17 protein-coding genes are annotated in these 24,040 nt (G+C 71.5%); 7 read left to right on the plus strand and 10 right to left on the minus strand.

Translation table 11 applies throughout. From position 1 onward, the window contains the following. Window positions 1-44: 44 nt before the first annotated feature. Together WMF24_RS39260 and WMF24_RS39265 are read right to left on the minus strand one after the other, a co-directional pair. On the minus strand, window positions 45-998 hold the full coding sequence (locus WMF24_RS39260; protein WP_437632571.1) for an acetyl-CoA carboxylase carboxyltransferase subunit alpha: 954 nt from the start codon (window positions 996-998) through the stop codon (window positions 45-47). A 173-nt stretch (window positions 999-1,171) separates the two neighbouring features. Then, on the minus strand, window positions 1,172-3,112 hold the full coding sequence (locus WMF24_RS39265; RefSeq protein ID WP_437732578.1) for an adenylate/guanylate cyclase domain-containing protein: 1,941 nt from the start codon (window positions 3,110-3,112) through the stop codon (window positions 1,172-1,174). 293 nt (window positions 3,113-3,405) lie between these two features. Here WMF24_RS39265 and glpK point away from each other — a divergent pair, with 293 nt between their 5' ends. Then, window positions 3,406-4,917, plus strand: coding sequence for a glycerol kinase GlpK (gene glpK, locus WMF24_RS39270; RefSeq protein ID WP_437732579.1), 1,512 nt, complete (start codon window positions 3,406-3,408; stop codon window positions 4,915-4,917). 286 nt (window positions 4,918-5,203) lie between these two features. Continuing rightward, window positions 5,204-5,989, plus strand: a complete 786-nt coding sequence (locus WMF24_RS39275; protein WP_437732580.1) for a UPF0158 family protein — start codon at window positions 5,204-5,206, stop codon at window positions 5,987-5,989. A 96-nt stretch (window positions 5,990-6,085) separates the two neighbouring features. On the opposite strand, the gene WMF24_RS39280 is transcribed toward WMF24_RS39275, so the two are convergent. The 3 genes from WMF24_RS39280 to WMF24_RS39290 all read right to left on the minus strand — a co-directional run bounded on the left by WMF24_RS39280 (window position 6,086) and on the right by WMF24_RS39290 (window position 11,235). Beyond that, window positions 6,086-7,555: a carbohydrate porin gene (locus tag WMF24_RS39280; RefSeq protein ID WP_437732581.1), complete on the minus strand. Its 1,470-nt coding sequence runs from the start codon at window positions 7,553-7,555 to the stop codon at window positions 6,086-6,088. A 1,035-nt stretch (window positions 7,556-8,590) separates the two neighbouring features. After that, window positions 8,591-9,880, minus strand: coding sequence for a serine hydrolase domain-containing protein (locus WMF24_RS39285; protein ID WP_437732582.1), 1,290 nt, complete (start codon window positions 9,878-9,880; stop codon window positions 8,591-8,593). A 644-nt stretch (window positions 9,881-10,524) separates the two neighbouring features. Further along, a complete protein-coding gene (locus WMF24_RS39290) occupies window positions 10,525-11,235 on the minus strand; it encodes a hypothetical protein (RefSeq protein WP_437732583.1) in 711 nt (236 codons plus the stop codon). A gap of 85 nt (window positions 11,236-11,320) precedes the next feature. Between WMF24_RS39290 and WMF24_RS39295 the strand changes: the two genes are divergently transcribed. Next, window positions 11,321-11,839 carry a nitrate reductase associated protein gene (locus tag WMF24_RS39295; protein WP_437732584.1) on the plus strand — a complete coding sequence of 173 codons (519 nt, stop codon included), beginning with the start codon at window positions 11,321-11,323 and terminating at the stop codon, window positions 11,837-11,839. A 36-nt stretch (window positions 11,840-11,875) separates the two neighbouring features. Beyond that, window positions 11,876-12,910 (plus strand): BMP family lipoprotein, encoded by a 1,035-nt coding sequence (locus WMF24_RS39300; RefSeq protein ID WP_437732585.1) that lies wholly within the window; start codon window positions 11,876-11,878, stop codon window positions 12,908-12,910. 33 nt (window positions 12,911-12,943) lie between these two features. On the opposite strand, the gene WMF24_RS39305 is transcribed toward WMF24_RS39300, so the two are convergent. The 3 genes from WMF24_RS39305 to folP are packed head-to-tail and all read right to left on the minus strand — an operon-like array spanning window position 12,944 to window position 16,182. Further along, window positions 12,944-13,882, minus strand: coding sequence for a CdaR family protein (locus WMF24_RS39305; protein ID WP_437732586.1), 939 nt, complete (start codon window positions 13,880-13,882; stop codon window positions 12,944-12,946). Further along, window positions 13,879-15,252 (minus strand): diadenylate cyclase CdaA, encoded by a 1,374-nt coding sequence (gene cdaA, locus WMF24_RS39310; protein WP_437732587.1) that lies wholly within the window; start codon window positions 15,250-15,252, stop codon window positions 13,879-13,881. Before cdaA ends, WMF24_RS39305 begins: the two co-directional genes overlap by 4 nt. A gap of 3 nt (window positions 15,253-15,255) precedes the next feature. Further along, window positions 15,256-16,182 (minus strand): dihydropteroate synthase, encoded by a 927-nt coding sequence (folP, locus tag WMF24_RS39315; protein WP_437732588.1) that lies wholly within the window; start codon window positions 16,180-16,182, stop codon window positions 15,256-15,258. A gap of 461 nt (window positions 16,183-16,643) precedes the next feature. On the opposite strand from folP, the gene WMF24_RS39320 reads away from it, so the two are divergent. From WMF24_RS39320 to WMF24_RS39330, 3 genes are all read left to right on the plus strand, one after another. Further along, entirely contained in the window at window positions 16,644-18,665 is a 2,022-nt protein-coding gene (locus tag WMF24_RS39320; protein WP_437732589.1) for an HDIG domain-containing metalloprotein, read from the plus strand. A gap of 57 nt (window positions 18,666-18,722) precedes the next feature. Next, window positions 18,723-20,450, plus strand: a complete 1,728-nt coding sequence (locus WMF24_RS39325; protein WP_437732590.1) for an acyl-CoA dehydrogenase family protein — start codon at window positions 18,723-18,725, stop codon at window positions 20,448-20,450. Window positions 20,451-20,776: 326 nt separating this feature from the next. After that, window positions 20,777-21,967 (plus strand): serine/threonine protein kinase, encoded by a 1,191-nt coding sequence (locus tag WMF24_RS39330; protein ID WP_437732591.1) that lies wholly within the window; start codon window positions 20,777-20,779, stop codon window positions 21,965-21,967. A gap of 88 nt (window positions 21,968-22,055) precedes the next feature. Here WMF24_RS39330 and WMF24_RS39335 read toward each other — a convergent pair whose 3' ends face one another. Both WMF24_RS39335 and WMF24_RS39340 read right to left on the minus strand, forming a co-directional pair. After that, complete coding sequence (locus WMF24_RS39335) at window positions 22,056-22,808, minus strand: hypothetical protein (protein WP_437732592.1); 753 nt, start codon at window positions 22,806-22,808, stop codon at window positions 22,056-22,058. A 50-nt stretch (window positions 22,809-22,858) separates the two neighbouring features. Next, window positions 22,859-23,959 (minus strand): DUF362 domain-containing protein, encoded by a 1,101-nt coding sequence (locus WMF24_RS39340; protein WP_437732593.1) that lies wholly within the window; start codon window positions 23,957-23,959, stop codon window positions 22,859-22,861. Between the last annotated feature and the right edge of the window lie 81 nt (window positions 23,960-24,040).

Consider the following 24,040-nt stretch of genomic DNA (forward strand, 5'->3'; position numbering starts at 1 on the left):
ATAGCCCCGGCGCCCGGGGAGGGCCAGCCGGAGCGCCGGGCGGGCTACCCGACGAACGATCCGAGCCCGCGGAACCTGCGGTACCGGTCGTCCACGAGCTCCTCCGGGCTGAGCCCGTCCATCGACGTGAGCGTCGCCCAGAGCGCCTTGTCGAGCCGCACCGCCGCCTCGTCGTGGTCCTGGTGCGCGCCGCCGGTCGGCTCCTCGACGATCGTGTCGACGACGCCGAGCTGGAGCAGGTCCGGCGCGGTGATCTTGAGCCGCGCCGCCGCCTCGTCGGCGCGCGACCCGTCCTTCCAGAGGATGGCCGCGCAGCCCTCGGGCGAGATGACCGAGTAGCAGCTGAACTCCAGCACGAGCACCCGGTTGGCGACGCCGAGCGCCAGCGCGCCGCCCGAGCCGCCCTCGCCGATCACGGTCGCCACGATCGGCACCCCGACCCGCGCCATCGCGGCGAGCGCGGCGCCGATCGCCTCGCTCTGGCCGCGCTCCTCGGCGCCGATGCCCGGGTACGCGCCCATCGTGTCGATGAACGTCAGGATCGGGAGCCCGAACCGGTCGGCCATCTCGTAGAGCCGGATCGCCTTCCGGTAGCCCTCGGGGTGCGGCATCCCGAAGTTGCGCTTCACGTTCTCCTTCGCGCCGCGCCCCTTCTGGTGGCCCACGACGACGACGCTCCGCCCGTGGTAGGTCGCGAGCCCGCCCACGATCGAGCAGTCGTCGGCGAAGCGCCGGTCGCCCTTCAGCTCGACCCAGTCCGTGAAGAGCCGCTTCACGTAGTCGAGCGTGTACGGCCGGTTCGCGTGCCGCGAGAGCAGCACCTTCTGCATCGGCGTGAGGCCCGCGAAGATCTCGCGCGCCAGCCGGCCCGTGTTGTCCTCGAGCTGCGCGAGCTCCGGCTCGAAGCGCGGGTCGGCCGCGGCGAGAGCGCGCAGCTCCCGCACCTTCTCGATGAGCTCAGCGACGGGTTTCTCGAAAGGTAGAATGGAAGCAGCCACGGGCCGGACCCTAACGCTGCAGCGGGCGGGCGGCTACGGCGCTGTGCTGCCGCGCCGCATCGACGCCATGACGCGGCGGACGCGCCGCATCGACGCCATGACGCGGCGGACGCGCCGCGCCGGCCGGGCGCCGCGGACGCGCGCCGCCCTGCCGCGGCGCCGCGGCATCGCCGTCACTCCTGCGCGGCGTTCGTCGGCTCGGCGCTCACGAAGGCGTTCGCTGGGACCTGCGCCATCGGCCGGCTCCGGATCACGTTGTAGATCGGGATCGGCTTGTCCTTGCCCTTCACCCTGGCGGGCTGGAGCTCCTCGGTCTCGAACTTTCCCCCGAGCTGCGCGTACGTCGTGTCGCTGATGACGATCTGCCCGGCCAGCGCGATGGAGCAGAGCCGCGCCGACGTGTTCGCCACGTCGCCGATCACCGTGTAGCTAAGCGCCTTCGAGCTGCCGATGTACCCGGCGACGAGCGGCCCGGTGTGGATCCCGATGCCGACCGCGAGCGGCGGCTCGCCCTTCTCGAGCCGCTCGCGGTTGAACTCGCCGAGCACCTCGCCCATCTTCAGCGCGCACTCCACGCTGCGGACCGCGTCGTCCCGGTGGGCGACCGGCGCGCCCCAGAGCGCCATGATCCCGTCGCCCATGAACTTGTCGAGCGTGCCCTCGAACTGGAAGATCGTGTCGACCATCCGCTCGAAGTACTCGTTCAGCATCACGACGAGCTCCTCGGGCCGCTTGCTCTCGGCCATGCGCGTGAAGCCGCGGATGTCGCTGTTGAAGACGGTGCACTCCTCGACGTGCTGGCCGCCCTGCTTCACCGCGAGCTGACCGCTCAGGACGCGCTCGGCGATGTTCGGCGAGAGCAGCCGGCGGAGCTGCTCGCGCGTGACGATCTCGTTCTCGATCTTCTTCCCGAGGATGTTGATCTCGATGAACATCGCCGCCTGGTAGGCGATGGCCGTCACGAGCTCGAGGTCCTTGGGCTGGAACTGCGCGAGGGTCTCCGAGTCGAGCCAGAGCACCCCGAGCACCTCGTTGTTGTGCTGGAACGGCGCCACGAGCGGGGCGACGATCGCCGAGCTGATCCGGTTCAGGATCATGCTCTTGCCCTTCGACGCCGCGAAGTCCATCGCCGCGTCGTGCGTCAGCACCGCGGCGCGCTCGTGCACGACGTGGTTCAAGATCGTCGAGGAGACGCTGATCGGCGCCGTCGTCCCGTCGCGCCGCTGCATCGCCTGCGGCGTGAGCTCGCCGCTCTCGTTGCGCAGGAAGATGACCCCGCGGTCGGCGCGGATGAACTTGAAGACGCTCGTCAGGATCTTCTCGAGCAGCTTCGTCGTGTCGCGCTCGGCGGCGATCTCGCGGGACAGCTCGTGCGACAGGCGCAGCCGCTCGTAGTCCGCGCGGAGCTGGTTCATGTCGTTCGCGATCCGGTCGAACGCCAGGAACCCCTTGTCGACCGCGGCGATCTGCGTGCCGATCTGCCGGGCCTGATCGTTCACGTCGATGCGCGTGCCCTGCGCGACGTACGATCCGCCGTGCGCCCCCGAGCGCCCCGGCAGCGGCGCCGTCCCGCCCGGCCCCGGCAGCGGCGGGGGCGGCGGCGGCACGTACGCCGGCGGCCGCGTCACCGGCGGGGCCGCCGGCGTGCCCGCGAGCGGCGCCGGCGGCGGCTGCTGCGGGCGCGCGTACTGCGGCTGCTGCGGCTGCGGCGGCGGCGGATACCCCGCCTCGCGCTGCGCGTGCCCGTACACCGGCGGCTGCGCCGGCACCCCGGGCTGGTGGTTCGCCGCGGGCGGCCAGCCCGGGGCGACCGGCGGGGCGACGGCGGCCCCCGGATCGTCGAACCGGCCGCGCGTGGACCCCAGGGCGATCTCGTCCCCGTGCTTGAGCGGCGCTTCGCCCCGGACGCGCTCGCTGTTGATGAACGTCCCGTTCAGGCTCCCGAGATCGCGCAGGACGAAGTGATCGCCCCGCTGCTCGATGATGCAGTGCTCCTTCGAGACGATCTTGTCGAGGAGCTGGATGGAGTTGTTCGGGTGGCGCCCCAGCGAGTTCACGGGCCGCAGCTCGATCGCCTGCTGGCCCTCGGCGGTCTGCAGGATGAGGCGGGCCATCGGTCCTGGGAGATTACCCAGCCCGGCACGGACCGACAATCTTTCCGGCCGGCTCAGGGCCGCCCGCGGCGAGACCGGAACATGCGCCAGAACATGAGCCGGAACATGCGCTGGAAAACCCCGCGCTGCCCCGCGCAGACGAGCCCGGACGCCGCGCGCCCGGCTGGGCTGGCCCGCCCGGGTGGCGGGCATCGCTCGATACTAATCACACGTTCAGTATTTCGTCCACGGTCCATGTGGACGTGGCGCGTGGAACTGCTATGCGCCCACATCCCGCCGCGTTAGTCGGCCGCATGGATTCCGCGTACCTCCTCGCCATCGATCAGGGCACGACCGGCACGACATCCCTCCTCATGGACACGGCGGGCGCGACGCTGGGCCGCGCCACGCGCGAGTTTCGCCAGCATTTCCCGGAGCCCGGGCACGTCGAGCACGACCCGGAGGAGATCTGGCAGAGCGTTCAGGACGCCGTGGGCGAGACGCTCCGGGCGGCGGGCGTTGCCGGCAGCGCGATCAAGGCGATCGGCATCACGAACCAGCGCGAGACGACGCTCGTCTGGGAGCGCGCGACGGGCCGCCCGATCCACCGCGCGATCGTGTGGCAGGACCGCCGCACGGCGGCGCGCTGCGCCGAGCTGCGCGCCGCGGGCCACGAGCAGGCGGTCGAGGCGACGACCGGCCTCGTGCTCGATCCGTACTTCAGCGGCACCAAGCTCGCCTGGATCCTCGACAACGTGCCGGGCGCGCGCGCGCGCGCCGAGCGCGGCGAGCTGTGCTTCGGCACGATCGACAGCTTCCTCGTCTGGCGCCTCTCGGGCGACGTCGCGGGCGGCTCGCCGGTGCACGCGACCGACGTCACCAACGCGTCGCGCACCCTGCTCATGAGCCTCGAGTCGCTGCGCTGGGACGACGCGATGCTCCAGATGCTCCGCGTCCCGCGCCAGCTCCTGCCGGAGATCGTCGGCTCCGCGGGCCCGATCGCGGCGACTCGCGGCTTCCCTCACCTGCCCGACGGCATCCCGATCGCCGGCATCGCCGGCGACCAGCAGGCGGCCCTCTTCGGCCAGGCCTGCTTCGCGACGGGCGACGCCAAGTGCACGTACGGCACCGGCGCGTTCGTGCTGGCCAACATCGGCGATCGCCCGCTGCGGAGCCGCTTCGGCCTGCTCACCTCCGTCGGCTGGAAGATCGGCGCCGAGGTGGTCTTTGCGCTCGAGGGGAGCGCCTTTATCGCGGGCGCCGCGGTGCAGTGGCTCCGGGACGGCCTGGGCCTCATCAAGAGCGCGGCGGAGGTCGAGGCGCTCGCCCGCAGCGTGCCCTCGAGCGAGGGCGTCACGTTCGTCCCGGCGCTCTCCGGCCTCGGCGCGCCCTACTGGGATCCGGACGCGCGCGGGATCATCTCCGGCGTCACGCGCGGCACGACCGCGGCGCACCTCGCCCGCGCGACGCTCGAGGGAATCGCGCTCTCCGTGACGGATCTCGTCCAGGCCATGACCGACGACCTGGGCCACCCGCTGCGCCGCATGCGCGTGGACGGCGGCGCCGCCGCGAACGACCTGCTCATGCAGTTCCAGGCGGACGTGGCGAACGTCGCTATCGAGCGCCCCACCGACCTGGAGACGACGGCGCGCGGCGCCGCAATGCTCGCCGGCGTCGGGGCCGGCCTCTTCCGCACGAAGGAGGACTCGGCCCGCATGTCCCGTGTGGGGCAGAGCTTCCAGGTCGCGATGAGCGAAGCGGATCGATCCGCCCACCTCCGCCGCTGGGCCGACGCCGTCGCCCGCGCGCGCTCGCAGCGTGGCTGAGCGCCTGGCGTTCCTCGACGATTCCCCCGAATTTCCACGCTGATTTCCGCTTGAACCAGGTCTTCCGAAGCTCTCTGCCGAGCCGTCATCGCGCCGCGGCTCGGCGGCCGAACGGGCTTCCGGATCAAGGAATCAACCCTAGGTTGCGAGAGTTAGGCCCAGAAGCCCCCAACCAGCGTAGAGTGCTATGACGACGGCGCATTTCCGTTCAAACTTGGTGCACTTGAACCGAGGCGCGCGGCCAGCCCACCGCCGCCTCGCTGCTTTCGATGGAGACGAGGAGGACATGCCGACTACCGAGAATGCTTCAGCCGGCGGGACGGCCGTTCGCGACATCCCGATCGACTGGGAGGCGCTGGAGGACGCCTTCGAGAACAACGCCCCAGAGGTGCACTCGTACCTGCACCTCGGCACGGGCGACGTGCTGCGGGTGGTCGACGGCGTGGCCGATCCGCAGATGCACGCGCGCATCGCGGCCGATGCCAACTACCTCCGGATCGATCCCGTCAGCTCCCGCGAGCAGTACCGGTGGATGGAGCGCTACATCCCGATGGTGGAGGACATGGAGCTCCAGGCGAAGCTCAGCCAGGCCATCGACGGCAAGGGCGCGTTCCGTCGCTTCAAGGATGTCTTGATGTCCTACGGTCCGGAGCGGGAGCGCTGGTTCGCCTTCCGGAGCGAGCGGCTGCGGATCTTCATGGAGGCGTGGCTGAGCGCGCACGCGCTGAACCCGGTCCCGCGTCCGCTCTGGGTGCCGGAGGTGCCGGCCCGCCCGGAGGCGGCGCCGGCGGCGCCTGCGGTCGAGGCGCCGGCGCGCGAGCGCGAGGAGGTGCGGGAGCCCCGCCGCGGCGGCAAGAGCGTGGAGAGCCTGCGCAAGAACCTGCGCGACATCGCCGAAGCGCTCGGCCCGCGCGACCTCGACACGCTGACGGCGTTCGCGGAGTTCCTGAAGGCGCGGCGCGCGGCGCGCTCGTTCGCGCACCACTACCACGAGGCGCCGGGGCCGTCCGACGAGGACGCCGGCCCTGCCTCGCAGGAGATCGCGAGCGAGTCGCGCAGCGATACGGCGTGAGGGCGCGCTCCCGGCGCCGCGATCGCGGCGCCGGAGCGCAGGCCTGAGGGTGGGAGGGACGAACGGAGGGGAGCGGCGGAGCGATCGCCGCAGATCCTAGAAGTACCAGTCGGTGCGCGCGCCGATGTAATGGCCGACCGTCGACCCGGTGTTCGGCCCGGCGCCCGTCCTCTGGAGGTAAGCAGACTGGGCGTACTGCTTCGCGGCGTCGTTGTAGATGGCGGCCGTGTAGATGAGCTTGAAGTGCGGCCGCGCGCCGGAGCTCAGCTCGCCCGTGGGCACGAGGGTCGGGACGACGGAGACCTTGACGGCGGTCCCGAGATCCTGCACGCCGTCCTTCCGGCCCTGGAACGACGCCTCGATGACGGGGTGGAAGTTCTTGTGCGCGAAGATCGTCGCGTTCGCCTGGACCGAGAAGTCGAACTGCTTCTCGTGCGGGCCATCGGCGGTCGGGGTGACGCCGGCGGGCGCCTCGTACGCCGCCTTCGTGTAGTGGAAGGTGGCGAGGCCTTCCAGGGCGGCGACGTCGCCGATCCGGAAGCCGACGTGCTCGACGGCCTCGATGCCGAACGAGCCCTGGTAGGTGCCGTCGTCGTTCCGGTTGCCCCACGTCTCGTACGTCTTCGAGCCGCCGGCGGCGCCGTTGGCGATGCCGGTGCCGAAGCGCACGGCGGTGTCGCTCCAGTTGCCCTGGCCGAGGCCGAGGTGAAGCTTCGCGCCGATGACGCCGCCGAAGTCGGCCTTGCCGTCGTCGGGCACCGGCGTCCCCACGCCACGCTTCGCGGCCGGCAGGACATGGGCCTCGGCGTGGACCTTGACGTGGTGCTTGGCCTCGCCGCCGAACTCGAACTTGTAGTTGCCGGCGAAGATGGTGCGGAACCGCTCGATCTCGTTCCCGTTGTCCTCGTTCCCGTCGAGGTTCCAGTTGTAGACGACCTGGCCGTCGCTTCCGAAGGTCCGGCGCCCGAGGATCGCGAGGTTCAGGCCCTTGTAGCTAAGGCCGCCGCCCTGAGCGGAGAGGTCGTCGAGGTAGAAGTAGTCGCCGATGGGCGCGTACTGCTCGCGGAAGAACCGCGCGCCGCCCCAGACCGCGAGGCCCGGGACGAGGAAGTTGCCGGCCTCGATGTAGGCCTGGTTGAACTGGACCGTGATCGACTGACCGCCGTTCGAGGCGGGCTGCATGAACACCCCGCCCCACTGCCGCCAGATAGCGAAGGTCATCTCGGACTTCACGTAGAAGTCGTCCGGCGTCGCGCCCTTCACCACGTGCGCGACGAACGAAGGCTCGGAGTAGTCGTCCTCCTCGTAGCGGCCGCCGATGCCGAACTTCAGCAGGTTCATCGACGCGCCCTGGACGTTCTGCCCGTAGACCGGGGACCACGCCATGCCGAGGCGCGAGTACCAGTGCCACTCGAAGTTCTCGCCCGAAACGGCGTGGGCCGAACGCGGCGCCGCCGTGAGGCAGATGGCCGAGGCGGCAACCAGCCCCAGGGCCCGGACTACGGCGCGCCGACCCGCGATTCGCTTGCTGGGGACCGACGGCCTGTCTGTCTTAAGTGATGTCATCGAACGACGCTCCTATCCATTCTTGGGAGTGTGCTTGGGGTGGTGGGACGTGGTTTGGCCAGGTGGCCAAGCGCGGCAGAGGAAGCGGCCTGTCAAGAGAATCCAAGGTTGGCTCTGTGCGACAGAGCCGCCCGCTGCCACACACGCGGGGGCATGCGGGGGGCACAGTTAACAGGAACGTTCTGTTCATGTCAAAGGTCTCCGAAGCACCTACAGCAGTTTGTTGAGTTCCGCGGCGCGTCATCATGAAGCGACCGAAATCACTGGGCTTCGCCGGCTCTGGAGGAGCTCCGGCCCGTTCATCATGGAGCCCGTGACGCGCCGCACCAAAGCCAGCTCGCGCCGGACGACTCGCGTCAGGTGAAGTGCTGCCAGAAGAATCCGCAGGCGCTTCGCGCATTGCCGAGAGTGCGCCGGACGCGTGGCGCCGACTGGAGGGCTGCGCTGGCGAGCCTCGGCGGGCCGCGCTTTTCGTGCCGCGCGGCGCCGCGGCGCGCGCCGGAGCGCGTCTTGTTTCAGGACCTCGAACTCGACTTTTCGTCTCGTGGCGAGGCGAGGGACCGCCGCGGCGCCGCCCCTCCTCTCTTCCGGTCCCGGGTTGAGTCCCCGGCGGCGCAGCTCCTCCTCTCTTCCGGTCCCGGGTTGAGTCCTCGGCGAGCCCTCGCGCCCACGGAGCGCCATTGACGATGGCTGGCGCTCCCGGAGCGGCGCAGGGCGCAGTGAGATCCTGCGCGCGCGCGCAGGGCGGAGCGGCACGAGTCGAGCGCGTGAGAAACGTGCTTCCCGATCCGCAAGATAACGCATAGCGTCACAACGGCAGCGCGCGCGCCGGAGTCTCCGAGCCGGCGAGTGTCGATTGCAGTGCACGGCGGGGTGGACACGATCGAGTCCAGGAACGGCGTTACGCGGTCGCCTCGGGTTGCGTTCTGCGCGCGGCGCGGCGCCGCGCGGGGGACAGGCACGTTGTCGTGCACGCGAGGCGCGGCGAGGCGGAGCGGTGATGTAGAACACCGGGGCGCAGGCCGCGACGGGCGCTCAGCACGCGTCCGCGACGGCGCCGATCATCCCGTCGAAGAACTCGACGACGCCGATGCTGTCGAGCATCCGGTTCCAACCGATCTCGTCGAAGGGCTCCGGCAGGCCGTGGTTGGTCAGGAGCACGCCGAACAGCGCGCGCGCCGGATCGATCCAGAGGAAGGTGCCGGCGCCGCCCGCCTTGCCGAACGACCCGGGCGACAGCCGCGTTCCGCCGTGCGAGAAGCGCGGGGTCCAGATCTCCCAGCCGAGGCCCTTCGGCGCGAGCAGGAGGTTGTTGAGCGGCGAGGTGTCCGTCGCCGCGGCGGAGACCTGGGGAGTCTGGTTCCGCGTCATCAGCTCGACGGACTTCGGGGTGAGCACCTGGACGGCGCCGTAGCTGCCGAGGCCCAGGATCATCTGGCAGAAGATCGCGACATCCATCGCCGTCGAGAACACGCCGTCGCAGCCCGTGATCCCGCCGAGCGCGAAGTCCTGCTCGTCCTGCACCTCGCCGCGCACGAGGCGGCCGCGGAGGCTCGAGGTCCCGGTCGCGGCGACGCGCGGCGCGATCTCCGCCGGCGGCTTGAACATCGTGTCGTGCATTCCGAGCGGGCCCCAGATGTGGGCGTGCGCGAAGGTGCTCAGATCCGTACCGGAGACGACCTCGACCAGCCGGCCCAGCAGGCGGTAGGTGAGATCGCTGTAGAGGATGGAGGTGCCCGGCGTGTACTCGAGCGGCGTCTCGGCCATGGCCCGCCAGACCAGCTTGACGTTGGGCTCGTCGAGGCGCTGGTTGTCGACCGGCAGCCCGGCCGAGTACCGGAGCATGTCGAGGACGGTGATGCTCGATTTGCCGTTCGCGGCGAAGGACGGCAGGTACGACGCCACCCGGTCGGAGAGCTGGAGCTTGCCCTGCTGGACGAGCACCATGACCGACGTCGCCGTCGCCAGCACCTTCGTGAGGGACAGGACGTCGAACATCGTGTCGAGCGTGACCGGCTCGGTGCAGCCGGCGACCTTGTTGCCGAAGGCCCGGTGGCCCACGATGACGCCCCGCCGCGCGATGAGCGCGGTCGCGCCCGGGAAGAGGCCGTCGTTCACGCGGCGCTGCACGCGCGCGAAGACGTCCTCGATCCGCTCCGAGTTCATGCCCACCACCTCCGGCAAGCCGGAGGCGAGCACGGTCGATGTCGTCGCGCCCGCCGGCGAGCTGCCGAGCACCGCGGGGACGACCGCGGTGAGCGCCGCGATGCCCCCGAGCCCCCGCAACAGGTGCCTGCGATGAAAAGGACGATCTGCGGTATCCATGTGAACAACTCCTTGCGACGCCGGTAAGGCGCGACAGCACCTCACAGCAGCTCACGCCGAGCGCCCTTCCGATGCTCTACCCCATGGCTCCTGGAACGCGACCTCCTGCGCCGATCGCCGGGTGTAACCCCGGCGAATACCCCCACGGATACGGCGCACTGGACCTCCATCCCGCGCGACAAGCACGGGAGCGCCCGCGCTCCAAGCTGCCTGAGTGAACACCAGGCAACGCAGCAGTATCGCTGTTCCGTCCTTCGATATCAAGCGTCAGAGCTCGCCCGCGTGTTCGCGCGCAGGCCGCTCATACGCGCTTCTGTTTGTTTCGTTCGCGTGTGCTCGCGTGTGTTCGCGTCCGTTCGCGTCCGTTCGCGTCCGTTCGCTTCTGCTCGCTTCCGCCGTCCCTGCCTGTCGTGAGTTCTCGCGGCGGGTCGGCTCGGTCGTGCCTTGTAAGTGGCTGGAGGCCGGTGACCGGAGACCAGAGCCGGAGACCAGAGACCGGAGACCGGTTACCGGAGACCACGACCCAGCAGCCGGCAGTGATCGGTGCTCACCCGCGGCCGCTCGCCGCGCCGCCGTTGCGAAGGCGCGACGCGGGGCTCAGACTGGGAAGCTTGGCCGGGATCCCGAACAGGGGGATCTCGCGCTCAACGCGCGGGCACGATGCTGATCGAGACCCGGGTCCGCGCGTTCTGGTAGTACGCGTCGAGCGCCTGGGCGAGCCGCTGTCCCACGTACCAGCGCTTCAGCGCCGAGGCGACGTCCTCGTAACGCTGATCCTTGAACGGCGTGGCCCCGGAGCGCAGGGCGATCTTGAGCTCGAAATCGCTGGGCTCGAGCATCGGCGCGACCATCCTGTCCAGGTACAGGCTCGCGCGCGCCCGGCGGCGCAGCATCGCGTCGAGCTCGTCGGAGCTCACGCCCTCGGCGGCCGCCGCGGCGAGGAGGCGCGCGCGGCCGCGGGCGCGCTGCTCCAGGGAGATCCGCGCCGCCTCGGCCCGCTGCGCCACCTCGGACGAGCTCGGCGCGGGCGAGATCGGCAGGCTCGCGAGCAACGTCTCGGCGATGTGCCGATCGAGCGCCGCGCGGATGTGCCGGTCGCGGTAAAGCCCGGGCTCCGCGTCGGGGTCGGCGAGCGCCTCGATGCGCGCCTCGAAGGCGAGCTCCCGCTCGAAGATGAACTGAGGGCGGCGCACGCCGCCCGTCTCCGGCGCATGCCAGCGCACGACGACGCGGTCGAGCGGCACGGGCACCGACGGGGACGCCGGCGGCGCAGCCTCCTGGGCGCGGGCGGCGCCGGTCAGCGACGCGAGCGCGAGCAGCGCGGTCAGCGTCGTGAAGATCCCGAGGCGGCGCACGCCCGGAGCCTACAGCAAGAGCCCCGCGCCTCCCAGGCGCAACGACGCCTCGCGCACGGCGCGCGCGAGGCGGTAGGATGGGCGCATGTACAGGCAGTTCGCGCTCGAGGGCGAGGTCCACGCTGTGCTCGATTGCGTGCCGCTCGCGGTGCGGCGGAAGCTGGACCTCGCTGAGCTCAAGATCTCGCTCGCGGGGTGGCAGACGCTGTCGCGCGCGGAGCGGCTCGCGCTGTGCCACCTGCCGGTGGACACCGACGAGGACGTCGCGGTCTACGCCGAGGTGCTCCGCGGCTTCGCGGCCCGCGCCGGGGTCCCCCTCACCCCGCTCGCGGACGCGCCGGTGCGCCGCGCCGCGTGGGACACGGACGCCGTGATCGCGCGGCTGCGCGACCGGCTCGGCCCGGAGGACGCGCTCGACGAGGCCGCGCTCGGCCGGCTGGCAGCGCTGACCGAAGAGGAGCGCTACGCGCTCGTCAAGCTTGCGGATCCGAAGCGCGGGCCCGAGAAGCTGCGCGCGCTGCTCGGCGAGCTCGGGCTGTCCAGGGACGCCGGCGGCGCGAGCCTGCCCGGCTGCTCCGCCGGGGGCGCTAGCCCGCCCGGTTGACGGATCGGGCGGCGCCCGCTGTCGCCGCTCGATCCGATGCCCCCCGCGCTGTCCCTCCGCCGTGTCACCGCCGCCGTCGCGGCGCTCGCCGCCGCGTCGCTGCTCCTCCCCGCCCGCGGCGATGAGCCGCGAGGCGGCGGCGAGCACGCGTCGGTCCGCGTGGGGCTCGTGTTCGACGTGGGCGGGCGCGGGGACAAGAGCTTCAACGACGCGGCCGACCTCGGGCTCGCCCGCGCCGCGCGCGAGCTCGGCGTGACGACCGAGGTGCTCGAGCCGAGCGGCGCGGAGGACCGCGAGGCGGCGATGCGGCTCTTCGCCGCGCGCGGCTTCGACCTCGTGATCGGCGTGGGCTTCATCTTCTCGACCGACATGGAGGTCGTCGCGCGCGCTTTCCCGTCCGTCCGCTTCGCGTGCCTCGATCACGCCCCGCGGCCGGGCACCGCGCCGCCGGAGAACCTCGCGGGCCTCACCTTTCGCGAGGAGGAAGGGGCGTTCCTCGTCGGCGCCGTCGCCGGACTCACGACGTCGACGGGGCGCGTCGGCTTCATCGGCGGCATGGATATGCCGCTCGTCCACAGGTTCGAGGCGGGCTACCGCGCGGGCGTGCGCGACGTCTGCCCCGCGTGCGACGTCCGCGTCGCCTACGCCGGGACGACGCCCGACGCCTTCCGCGATCCGGTGAAAGGCAAGGCGCTCGCGGTGAGCCAGGCGGCGGCGGGCGCCGACGTCCTCTTCCACGTCTCCGGAGCGACGGGCCACGGCGTGTTCGAGGCGGCGCGCGACATGGGCGTCAAGGCGATCGGCGTCGACCGCGACCAGCACGACGCGATGCCGGGGACGGTGCTCACCAGCATGATCAAGCGCGCCGACGTGGCGGTCTTCGAGGTGATCCGCGCGGTCGTCGAGGGCCGCTTCGAGGGCGGGAGCTCGTCGTTCGGCCTGGCCGAGGGCGGCGTCGGCTACGTCAACGAGGGCCCGCACGCGGCCGGGATCCCCGCCGCGGTGAGGTCGCGCGTCGACGCGCTCGCGGCGCGGGTGGCGCGCGGCGAGCTCGCGGTCCCGTCGCGCTGACCTCTGCCGCGACGGCGCGTCAGCGCGGCGCGCTCACCACTTCACCATGACCTTCGGCGGGTTGACCTCGGCCGTGACGCGCGGGACGTCGACGAGCACGTCGAGGAAATCGCTGCCCGGCTGGCTCAGATCCAGGTTCGCCGCCCTGGGCTCCACGCGCGCGAGGATCGCGTCGGGGTTGATGGCGCTCACGTCCTCGGGCGTCCCCGTGATCCTCACCTGCACGATCGCCGGCGACACGGTAGCGCGCGGGATGCCGACCACCTCGACCCTGCGATCGAAGGTCCGCGTGGCGAGCTCGCGCCCGATCTCGAGCGTCGCCATGACCCTGTCGACGTCGTACGTCACGAGCTTCGGCGGCCGGTCGAGGGCGAGCTGCCGCTGGTAGGTCCCCTCCGTGAGCCCGCTGATGTCAAACTGCGCGGTGCGCGCGAGCTGCATCAAGTCGACGACCGAGCGCGGGCCGCGGGCGTTGACCATCGGCGGATCGATCGCGATCATCCCCTTGACGAGGAACCCCGGCGCGGCGTCCCCCGTGCGCGGCACCTGCACCGGGATCGGGCGCACGATCACGTCGTCCCAGCTGAGCTCGATCGTCGGCGGGTAGATCTGCTCGACCGTGAGCCCCGCCGGGACGTGGAACATCGACTTGTCGAGCTCGATGCGCGTGCGCGTGCCGTTCCGGAGATCGAGCTGCAGCGTCCCGAGGTCGTCGGCGCGGAGGTCGTCGAGCTGGGTCCGCGAGCCCCGCACCGTGACCGAGACCGAGTTCCCGACCTGGGTCATGAGCTGCCGGTTGCTCGACTCGGGCGGGAGGATCGTGACGATGTCGAGCGAGAAGGTGCGCTGCGCGTTCTCCGCCCCGTGGATGAACGCGTAGAGGCACAGCGCGAACGTGAGCGAGAGGAGCTTGAGCCCGAGGTTGTCGAGCAGCGCCGAGCGGAGCGCCTCGCGGAGGCCGGCCAGCGTCATGGCTCATCCCGCGGGGGCATCCCATCCGCGCTCCCCTTGGACGCGGCGGTCGCCGCGTTGGACGCGGCGGTCGCCGCGTTGGACGCGGCGGTCGCCGCGGCCTGCCCCGTCGGGACGAAGGTGCGCTGCGACGGCACCGGCGAGTCGGTCGCGCCCGCCGGGACGTCGACCATCGCCGGCCGGCCGCGCTCGGACGAGGGGCGATCGCCGTCCTGCGGCGCCTGCGCTGCCGCAGGGCTCCGCACCTCGGCGCTCGACCCCAGGGACGCGCGCGCCTCGGCGCCCGAGCGCATCGGCGTCGAGGTCGACATCCTCGACATCGTCCGCGCTTCGCCCTCCGCGGGCCCCTTGATCATCGAGGACGTCTTGGTGATCGCCGTCGCGGGCTTGCCCTCCATCGGCGTGGGCGGCGCGGGCGGCGCGGGCGGCGTGGGCGCCGCGGGCTTCGGGGCGGCGGGCTTCGGGGGCTCGTGGCCCGGCGCGGCGGCGCCGGCGGGGGCGCCCGCCGCGGGGCTGCGCACCGGCGGCGTCGGCAGGCTCGTCCGGCCGCCCTGCGCCACCTTCTTCGCGAAGCGCCGCCTTCGCGACGAGCGGCCAAAGAGCCCGAGCAGCGCGTGCCGCAGCGACTGGCCGTCGAGGTTCGAGACGATGTTGCCGCTGAAGCAGAAGCTGATCGTGCCGCGCTCCTCGCTGACCACGACCACCACCGCGTCGGTCTCCTCGGTGATCCCGAGCGCGGCGCGGTGCCGGGAGCCGAGGCTCGCGTCGAGGATCTTCGTCTCGGGCATCGGGAAGAAGACGCCGGCGCGCGCGATCTTGAGATCGCGGATCAGCACCGCGCCGTCGTGCAGCTTGTTCACCGACTCGGGGACGAAGAGCGACACGAGCAGCTCCCGGGTCACGACCGAGTCGATGTGGATCCCCTCGCTCTTGACGAACTCCAGCACGTTCGCGTCCTGCTCGAAGGCGATGATCGCGCCCATGCGGTGGCGGGCGAGCTCCGTCGCGGCCGCGACCACCTCGTCGATGACGCGCGACTGCTGCTCGCGGCCGCTCGTGAACCAGTTGCTGCCGCCGACGCGGATGAGGGCGCGGCGGATGTCGTTCTGGAAGACGACGACCACGATGAGGATGATCGACGAGAGCAGCCAGGAGAGCAGGTTGAGGAGCGTGGTCAGGCCGAAGACCTTCGCCCCGAGGTAGATGAGGAAGACGATGCCGAGTCCGAGGCCCATCTGCATCGCGCGCGTCCCGCGCAGCACGAGCAGCGCGCGGTAGACGACGTAGGCGACGATGAAGATGTCGACGAGGTCCCGGGCGATCTGCGCCACCGGCCGCGCCGCGAAGAGGCGGAGGAACCCGTCCGTCATCGTTTACGCACCCCCCTCGGTCAGGGGAGCACCAGGGCGGCGGCCGCCGCCGGCGCGATCGATCGCGCGCATCACGTCGAGCGCCTGGCGCACGGGGCCGACGTCGTGGACGCGCAGGGCCGCGGCGCCGCGCGCGGCGCACGCGAGCGCGGCCGCGATCGTGCCGCCGAGGCGCTCCGAGGGCGGCGCGAGCGCGGCGCCGCCGTCCGCGCCGCCGTCGCGCCGCCCTTCGAGCGCCGCGGCGCGCGCGAGGAACGACTTGCGGCTCGGCCCGACGAGCACCGGGAAGCCGAGCGCGCACAGCTCGTCGAGCCGGGCGCACAGCTCGAGCGACTGCCGCGCGTTCTTGGCGAAGCCGAGGCCCGGATCGAGGACGAGCTCGCCCTTCGGCAGGCCCGCGTCGAGCGCCCGCGCGGCGGCGCTCGACCACTCGCGCGCCACGTCGGCGACGACGTCGCCGTAGGCGTCGTCGGGGTACGCGGAGAAGCCGGCCATCGCCGACATCGGGCCGCGGCTGTGCATGAGCACGAGCGACGCCCCCCGGCGCGCGCAGAGCGCGCCGAGCTCTGCCGCGCTGTCGAGCGAGATCGTGTTGACCACCGCCGCGCCGTCGTCGAGCGCGCGCGCCGCGACGACGGGAGAGGTCGTGTCGATCGAGACGAGAGCCCCCCGCTTCACCGCGTCGCGGACGCTGCCGCCGATGCGCGCGATCTGCTCGTCGTCGGGCACCGGCTGCGCCCCCGGTCGCGTGGATTCCGCGCCGATGTCGATCATGTCCGCCCCCTCGGAGAGCATCGCATCGATCTGCGCGAGCGCCGTCTCTTCATTTTCGAAGCGACCGCCGTCCGAGAACGAGTCCGGCGTGCGGTTGAGGACCCCCATGATCACCACGCTCCTGCGGCGTTCGAGCAGCATGCGCAGCGGGGACATTTCCTGTGGGTAGCAACTTTTGCGCCGAACGGCAATTGTCTGCTCCGATCGATGTTTTCTGGGAGCACTTGGAACATCGCGAGGGCGTCCCCGCGCCGCGCTCCTGTGTTGCCGGCGGGCGCGCGCCTGCGTTGGACGGCGCGCCGGGATCAACAGCCGGCCGCGCTCCCGGCTTCCGGGGCGCTGCCCCCTCGCTCGGGGCGGGCTCCCGGGCGGCCCTCCCTCTCGGCCAGGAGGCGCGGGAGGCGCGGGAAGCGTGGGGGGGCGAGCGGGGGGCGAGGCGCGCGCCGGGGGCGACGCTCCGCGCGCCGCTGACTCGGCCTCGCTTCTTTGCTAGGGTCCCGCCTACACCTTGACATCGGCGGCCGCCCGCGGCCGTCCGGTGGCGGCGGGGCGACGCGCGAGCGTGCCCCGTCAACCGTTTCTCAGGTTGCATCCAGCGGACGAGACCGAGCGGTTCCATGCTGCGCACGCGTATCCGGGCAGGTCCCCTCGCCGGCTTCGTCTTGAGCGTCCTCTTCGCGGCGCTCTTCGCCGTGATCAGCGTGGGCGAGCTCTTCATCCCCTCGCTGAGCCCCGAGATGGGCAAGCCTGCGCCCGTGACGCTGCGGGTCCCGTACGGGCCGCGCATCGTTCGCGACTCGCACGACGGCGCCTTCTCGCTGTCGTACGAGCACCGGCGCGTGATCGTGCCGCGCGGCACGGTGCTCTCGGAGCGCAACGAGGATCACGACGCCGCGATGGCGTACGAGACGGTGCGGCGCATGCGGCGGCCCGGGCTCGGCGCGCGCGTCGCGAGCACGTACGTCATCTACCTCATCGTCTGCCTGATGCTGACGGTCTACCTGCGCCGGTTCGGCCAGAACCGGGTGCGGCTGCTCCGCACGCAGGTGGGCATGTTCGTCCTGATGACGTGCTCGTTCCTCGTCTCGAAGCTCCTCTTGCTCTTCACGGCGCTGCCCGAGTTCTGGGTCCCGGTCGCGGCGCTCCCGCTCTGGGTCGCGATCGCGTTCGATCGGCGGACGGCGTTCCTCGTCGAGGTGGGCGTCGCGTTCATCGCCGCGTCGCTGCTCCGGTTCGACGTGGTCCTCCTGTCGGTGCTGCTCGTGCGCGGCATCGCGGCGACGATGTTCTTCTTCAAGCGCAAGGGGTCGCGGCAGCTCCTCATCGCGGGGAGCCTCGCGGGCCTCGCCGGGGCGATCGGGTTCGTCGCGCTGACCGTGCTGTTCGAGGGCAGCTTCGACCTCGTCGCGGATCTGAAGCGCTGGCTCGGCTCGAACGTGCTGGCCTGCATCGGCGGCGGGCTGCTCGTCGGCCTGCTCGGGCGGAGCCTCCGGGAGCCGGCCGAGCGCGCGATGGGGCACGTGCCCCGCGACAAGCTGCTCGACCTCACCGACCTGGAGCAGCCGCTGCTCAAGAAGATGGCGGCGGAGGCGCCGGGGAGCTGGGAGCACGCGCGCGCGATGGCGAACCTCGCCGAGGCGTCGGCCGCGGCGATCGGCGCCGACGCCCTGCTGACGCGCGTGGGCGCCTACTACCACGACCTCGGCAAGACGGTTCAGCCGAAGTACTTCATCGAGAACCTCGCGCCGGGCGAGCGATCGCCGCACGAGGATCTCGAGCCGGAGGTGAGCGCCGACGCCATCATGGCGCACGTCGTGATGGGCACGAAGATCCTGCGCGAGGGCAACATCCCCGAGCCGGTCGTCGAGTTCGCGTACACGCACCACGGCACGCAGGTGGTCGAGTACTTCTGGCACAAGTGCGTCGAGCAGGGGAACCCGAAGGACCTGACGCAGGAGCACTTCCGCTACCCGGGCATGAAGCCGCAGACGAAGGAGACGGCGATCCTGATGCTCGTCGACTCGATCGAGGCGGCGTCGCGCACCATCTGGCCGCCCGAGCACAAGAAGTTCGAGGAGATGATCCAGCGCGTGATGTTCTCGAAGCTCGCGTCCGGCCAGCTCGATCAGTCGGGGCTGACGATCGAGGACCTGCGCATCATGACGACCCGCATGGCCTCGACGCTGGTCAACATGTACCATGGGCGCATCAAGTACCCGTGGCAGCGCGAGAGCGATCGCGCCGGGCACACGCCGCCGCCGCCCACGGCCACGCCGCACCCGGCGCGGCCCGCGACGCCGACGCCCGTGCCGCCGTCGGCCGCAGCGGCGCGTGACGGGAGCGCCTCCTCGGCGCCCGAGTCATCCGCGCGGGGCGCGGCCGCGGCGCCCGCGTCGACAGCGCGGGGCGCGGCCGCGGCGCCCGCGTCGACAGCGCGGGGCGCGGCCGCGGCGCCCGCGTCGACAGCGCGGGGCGCGGCCGCGGCGCCCGCGTCGACAGCGCGGGGCGCGGCCGCGGCGCCCGCGTCGACAGCGCGGGGCGCGGCCGCGGCGGCCCCCGCGGCCAGCAACGACGGCGAGCGGGGCGCGAAGGACGATGGCCCGGCGGAGTCCGCGCGGGCGCCGAAGAAGACACACTGAGCAGGCCGGGCGCACCGCTCCCCCGGCGCAGCGGCCTGCCCCTGAAAGGACGGTCCGATGCCGCCGACGATCGAGCAGAGCTTCATGAAGGCCCTCTTCCACGGCATCATCGCCGAGGACATCATCTTCCCGTACCCGGAGATGCCCGCCGAGGACCGGGAGACGACGTCGATGATCCTGGACAGCGTGCGGCGGTTCTTCACCGCGAGCGTCGACAGCGCCAGGATCGATCGAGAGCACGCCATCGAGCCCGGCCTGATCGACGAGATGAAGGGGCTCGGCCTGATGGGCCTGCAGATCCCGACCGAGCACGGCGGCATCAACCTCAGCAACATGGCGTACGCGCGCGTGATGCAGGAGGTCGGCGGGCTCGACGCGTCGATCGCGGTCACCCTCGGCGCGCACCAGTCGATCGGGTTCAAGGCGATCCAGCTCTTCGGGACGGAGGAGCAGAGGCAGCGCTACCTGCCGAAGCTCGCGACCGGCGAGTGGATGGCGGCCTTCGCGCTGACGGAGCCGGGCGCCGGCTCGGACGCCGCGGCGATCAGGACGCGCGCCGAGGTGTCGGCCGACGGGTCGTACTACACGCTGAACGGGTCGAAGATCTGGATCACGAACGGCGGCTTCGCCGACGTCTTCACGGTGTTCGCCCGGACGTCGGCGCTCGAGGAGGGGAGCAAGCCGAAGCTCACGGCGTTCATCGTGGAGCGGGGCATGGGCGTGAGGAGCGGACCGAACGAGCACAAGCTCGGCATCCGGGGCTCGTCGACGACGGAGCTCTTCTTCGACGACGTGAAGGTGCCGCGCGAGAACGTGCTCGGCGAGGTCGGCAAGGGGTTCAAGGTCGCCGTCGAGGTGCTCAACAACGGGCGGCTCGGGCTCTCGGCGGGGTGCGTCGGCGCGTGCAACACGCTGATCCGGATGGCGCTCGACCGGGTGCAGGAGCGGCGCGCGTTCGGCCGGAGCATCGGAGATTTCGGGCTCATCAAGGACAAGATCGCGACGATGCTGGCGCACACGTATGCGCTCGAGTCCATCACGTACCTGACGGCGAGCCTCGTCGACGCCAAGGTCCCGGATTTCTCGATCGAGAGCGCGATCTGCAAGGTCATGGGGAGCGAGACCCTGTGGTTCGTCGTCAACGAGACGCTCCAGATCGCGGCCGGCATCGGCTACATGCAGGACTATCCCTTCGAGCGGCACCTGCGCGACGCGCGGATCAACATGATCTTCGAGGGGACGAACGAGATCCTGCGCTGCTTCATCGCGCTCTCCGGGATGAGCGGCCCGGGCAAGGCGCTCGCGGACGTGGCGAAGGCGATGCGGGAGCCGATCAAGGGCTTCGGGCTGCTCAGCGATTTCGCGCTGCGCAAGGCGAGGTCGGTGCTCGGGCGCGAGCGGATGTCGAAGGCGCACCCGCTGCTCAGCCGGGAGGCGGTGGCGTTCGAGGACTACACGGCCGAGCTCGCCAACCGCACCCAGGACATGCTCCGCAAGCACGGGCGGGAGATCGCCGAGATGCAGTATGCGCAACGCCGCATCGCGGAGATGGCCATCGACCTCTACTGTATGGCCGCGTGCATCGCGCGCGCGACCCGGGCCATCGAGCGGCGCGGCGAGGACGGCGCGCGGCGGGAGATCGACCTCACGACCGTGTTCGTCGGGATGGCGCAGAAGCGGCTCAGGCAGCACGCATCGGACTTCGAGAAGAACGACGACGAGCTGCGCAAGGCGATCGCGGTGCGCGCCTATGCGGATCGCGCCTACCCGTTCGATATCCTGTAATCGCAGCCCGCCTCACCTCGGCGGACATCGAGGGACACCACGAGACACCGAGGGAATCAAACGATACAGCGCCCCGTGGTGCTCCATCGCATCACGCGCATCGTCTCGGTCATCGTCTCGGCCATCGTCTCGGCCATCGTCTGGGTTGCGCCTTGCGCTCTGTTTCAGGACGTTTTCAGAGCACGGCCGGGACGGATTGCGATATCCTGAGATGGCGAGTGGCATTGCCGTAGGTCCTTCGGCAGAAATCGGGTGATCACGTGTCCCAGGCTTGGTCATCGGGTGGCAGGTGCGGGGCCATGAAGGAGACTGAAGGTCGGGCCGTCATGGATAAGTACCGCCTCGAGCGCAGGCTCGGGGGCGGCGGCATGGGCGACCTGTGGCTGGGCTTCGACATCAAGCTCAGGCGGCGGGTGGTCATCAAGTTCATCCGGAGCTTCGCGGCGACCGAGCCGGAGCTGATCGCCCGCTTCGAGCGCGAGGCGCGCGCGTCCGCGCGGGTCCGCAGCCCCTTCGTCATCGAGACCTACGATTACGGCGTCGATCGCGGCTGCGCGTTCATCGTGATGGAGTACCTCGAGGGGGAGGACCTGAATCGCCGCCTCGAGCGCGAGCAGAAGCTCCCGCTCGCGCAGGTCACGGCCCTGTTCACGCAGCTCGGCAAGGCCCTCGACGCGGTGCACGCCGCAGGGGTGATCCACCGGGATCTGAAGCCGGGGAACATCTTCATCACGTCCTCGGGCGGCGATGAGCTCGTGAAGGTGCTCGATTTCGGCGTCGCCAAGTCGTCCTGCTCGCGCGACAGGATCACGAAGACGGGCATGGTCCTGGGGACTCCGAGGTACATGAGCCCCGAGCAGACCATGGCGCCCAAGCAGGTCGATTACCGGAGCGATCTCTGGTCCATGGCGGTGATCCTGTACCGCGCGATCACCGGCCAGTGCCCGTTCGCCGGCGCCACCATCAACGAGCTGGTCCGGCACATCTGTCAGACCTCGTTCCCCAGGGCGTCCGAGCTCGCGCCGGAGCTCCCGCCCGACATCGACGCGTTCTTCACCCGGGCGTTCCAGTTCGAACCCGACGCGCGGTTCCAGTCGGGCAAGGAGATGATGGAGGCGTTCGCCGCGATCGTTCAGCCGCTGACGGCGGCCTCGCGATCGCCGGAGCCGCCGCGCTCAGCCCCGGGCACGTCGCCGTTCGAGCGGAGCGCCATCCTGAAGCGGGGCGCGCTGGGCGAGCCCGCGGGCTCGCCGCGCTACGGGATGGATGAGACGACGATGGCCGCCCTGCAGGCGGCGCCGGCGAACGATCTCGGCGACGCGCAGGCGACCGCGCCCTCCGAGCCGCCTGCGGACGACCGGCCGAGCCAGCTCGTGCTGGACAGCCGCGTCCTCCCGCCGCTCCGGGTGCCGTGGCTCGTCGCGATCGCGCTGCTCCTCGCGGCCGCCTCCGTGGTGTGCCACAGCATGGCCCAGGGCGCGCCCTGGTCGCCGGAAGCCGCGGAGAGCCCGACGTAGCGTCGATGAGCCCGTGACGGCGCCGCGCCGCCCCGCGGCGGGCGTCCCGTCGCGCGCTGCGATGTCGCGGCGCCCCGCCGGGCGGACGCTACCGCGCGTCGGGCCTGGGCGCCTCGTGCAGGCTCGGGATCCACCGCAGCTTCGGGGCGCCCTCGTCGATCCAGCGGTCGCGCACCCGGCGCGCGAGCTCCGGGTGCCGGCTCGCCTTCACGGCCAGCGCGGACACGAGGCATGTCCCCGGCCACGACTCGTAGGCCGCGATCGCGCCGGCGTACTCGTCGCTCGCGAACACCGACGCGATGCTGCCCTGGAGGACCTTGAACACGAGCGGCCGCACCTCGCCGTCGATCTCCTGCGTCGTGCGGATGAGCTGCGCCTCCCCGAGCCGCACGCCGTAGCCGTCGGCGAGCGGCGCGTGCTTCGCCCAGAACTCGTCGAGGCAGCTGTCGGGATCGCTCGGCCCGGAGGTGCGCGTGTAGAGGACCGTCAGGGCGGCGTGGTGCTCGTCGCCGTACCGGAAGGTCGCGCGCGTCGGGTGGCTCCAGATCCGTATCCGGCGCCAGCTTCGCCAGTCGGCCAGGGGCACGTCGAGCGTCTCGAACGGGTCCTGGCGCCGCCCCCACGGCTCGGTGAGCAGCCGCTCGAGCGCGGCCCGCTCCGGGTCGGCCGCGTCGCCCCCGGGGTTCTCGCGCGTCACCGAGCCCGGCGTCGGCGGCAACCCCGGCGGCCTCGGTGGGGGGCTGTTGCTGCAAGCGGTGATCGCGAGGGAGGCGAGCAGAGGGACCGCGGACGCGATCCCCCCGCGCAGGACGGGGCGCGCAAACGAGCTGGAGCGGGACATGGGCAACACGAGCCTCGGCTGGCAGCCCCGCGAGCGTTCCCGCGGCGCCGCTACAGTCGGACCTCGCGCATCGCGATTTTATTCTTGTCGAAGACGCCCAGCCCGAGCTCACCCGCGATGCGGATGTACGATGGCTCGCGGCTCGCCTCCTTCAGCGTGGGAAGCCCGTTTTCCTTGCGCCACGTCTCGACGACGCCCCAGCCGATCACGTCCATGGCGACAGGATCGGTCGTGGCGTAGACCGATTCGTGGAGCACGCGTCGCTTCGGGTTCTTGTCGAGCGGGCCCTGGTCGTAGATGAGCTTGAAGCCGTCCGTGATGTGGAGGCGGACGCGGCTCTTCACGACGTCCTGCGCGTAGAGCTCGGCGATCTGCGGGCTCGCCGTGTGCGCGTGGAACGAGTGCGGGTTGATCGTCGCGCCGTGCGTGATGTTCTTGAGACAGCCGGTGTAGCCGCAGATCGAGTGATCCTTGATCAGCGAGACGTTGATCACCGCGGTCGCCTCGGTGAAGGGGCGCACGAACTTGGTGGGGATGCCGCAGACCGAGATGCTCGGCATCACCGCGTCCTTGTTCTCGTGCACCGCGGCGCGGATCCCGGCCGGGAACTCGGCGGCCGGCTTGGCCGCGCGGTCGGCGCAGCGGGTGCCGGCGAGGAACGACGGGTACTGCTCGAAGATCATGACGTTCTCCGCGGGGACGCCCGCCGCGATCACGCCGCGCACGATCTCGAGCACGAGCTCCTTGTTGGTGGCCATGGTCGCGCCCTTCTGGCCGGCGATGCCGTTGGCCTTGATCGCCACGCGATCGTCCTTGTGGACGAACCGCCCGAAGGCGGCGCCGAGGTCGGCCTTGCCGGTGAGCTCGGCCATGGCCCGCTCGAGCATCGCCTTCGCGGCGGACGCGTCCGGCCAGAGGCCGTTCGGCTGCATCGTGTTCGCCTTCGTGACCTTCACGATCTTCCCCGGGATGGAGAGCGGCGTGAAGCCGGGGGGCGGCTTGGCCGCGAGGCTCGGGACCGCCTCGGCGAACGCCGCGCTCGGGCCGAGGAGCGCGGCGCCCGCGGCGCCGGCGGCGAGCCCGCCCAGGAAGGCTCGGCGCGAGCGCCCCGCAGGGCCGGGATCAACGAAGCGACGGGGATCGTGGGGCATAAGACCTCGTGGTGAGCGCCGTGGGGCGGGGTGAATGCCGCCGGGTCGCCGGGCGCCCGGGGCGCTGATGGTAGCCGAGCT

The sequence above is a fragment of the Sorangium sp. So ce1335 genome (genome assembly GCF_051521615.1).
In the GTDB taxonomy this organism is placed as follows: Bacteria; Myxococcota_A; Polyangia; order Polyangiales; family Polyangiaceae; genus Sorangium.

Excerpts from the sequence above, each read along its gene's own strand:
- folP (WP_437732588.1), bottom strand. The coding sequence starts at position 16,182 with ATGTCCCCGCTGCGCATGCTGCTCGAACGCCGCAGGAGCGTGGTGATC.
- WMF24_RS39285 (WP_437732582.1), bottom strand. The coding sequence starts at position 9,880 with ATGGATACCGCAGATCGTCCTTTTCATCGCAGGCACCTGTTGCGGGGG.
- WMF24_RS39265 (WP_437732578.1), bottom strand. The coding sequence starts at position 3,112 with ATGGCCCGCCTCATCCTGCAGACCGCCGAGGGCCAGCAGGCGATCGAG.
- WMF24_RS39330 (WP_437732591.1), top strand. The coding sequence starts at position 20,777 with ATGGATAAGTACCGCCTCGAGCGCAGGCTCGGGGGCGGCGGCATGGGC.
- WMF24_RS39295 (WP_437732584.1), top strand. The coding sequence starts at position 11,321 with ATGTACAGGCAGTTCGCGCTCGAGGGCGAGGTCCACGCTGTGCTCGAT.
- WMF24_RS39280 (WP_437732581.1), bottom strand. The coding sequence starts at position 7,555 with ATGACATCACTTAAGACAGACAGGCCGTCGGTCCCCAGCAAGCGAATC.
- WMF24_RS39275 (WP_437732580.1), top strand. The coding sequence starts at position 5,204 with ATGCCGACTACCGAGAATGCTTCAGCCGGCGGGACGGCCGTTCGCGAC.
- WMF24_RS39305 (WP_437732586.1), bottom strand. The coding sequence starts at position 13,882 with ATGACGCTGGCCGGCCTCCGCGAGGCGCTCCGCTCGGCGCTGCTCGAC.
- WMF24_RS39340 (WP_437732593.1), bottom strand. The coding sequence starts at position 23,959 with ATGCCCCACGATCCCCGTCGCTTCGTTGATCCCGGCCCTGCGGGGCGC.
- WMF24_RS39320 (WP_437732589.1), top strand. The coding sequence starts at position 16,644 with ATGCTGCGCACGCGTATCCGGGCAGGTCCCCTCGCCGGCTTCGTCTTG.
- cdaA (WP_437732587.1), bottom strand. The coding sequence starts at position 15,252 with ATGACGGACGGGTTCCTCCGCCTCTTCGCGGCGCGGCCGGTGGCGCAG.
- WMF24_RS39335 (WP_437732592.1), bottom strand. The coding sequence starts at position 22,808 with ATGTCCCGCTCCAGCTCGTTTGCGCGCCCCGTCCTGCGCGGGGGGATC.
- WMF24_RS39325 (WP_437732590.1), top strand. The coding sequence starts at position 18,723 with ATGCCGCCGACGATCGAGCAGAGCTTCATGAAGGCCCTCTTCCACGGC.
- WMF24_RS39300 (WP_437732585.1), top strand. The coding sequence starts at position 11,876 with ATGCCCCCCGCGCTGTCCCTCCGCCGTGTCACCGCCGCCGTCGCGGCG.
- glpK (WP_437732579.1), top strand. The coding sequence starts at position 3,406 with ATGGATTCCGCGTACCTCCTCGCCATCGATCAGGGCACGACCGGCACG.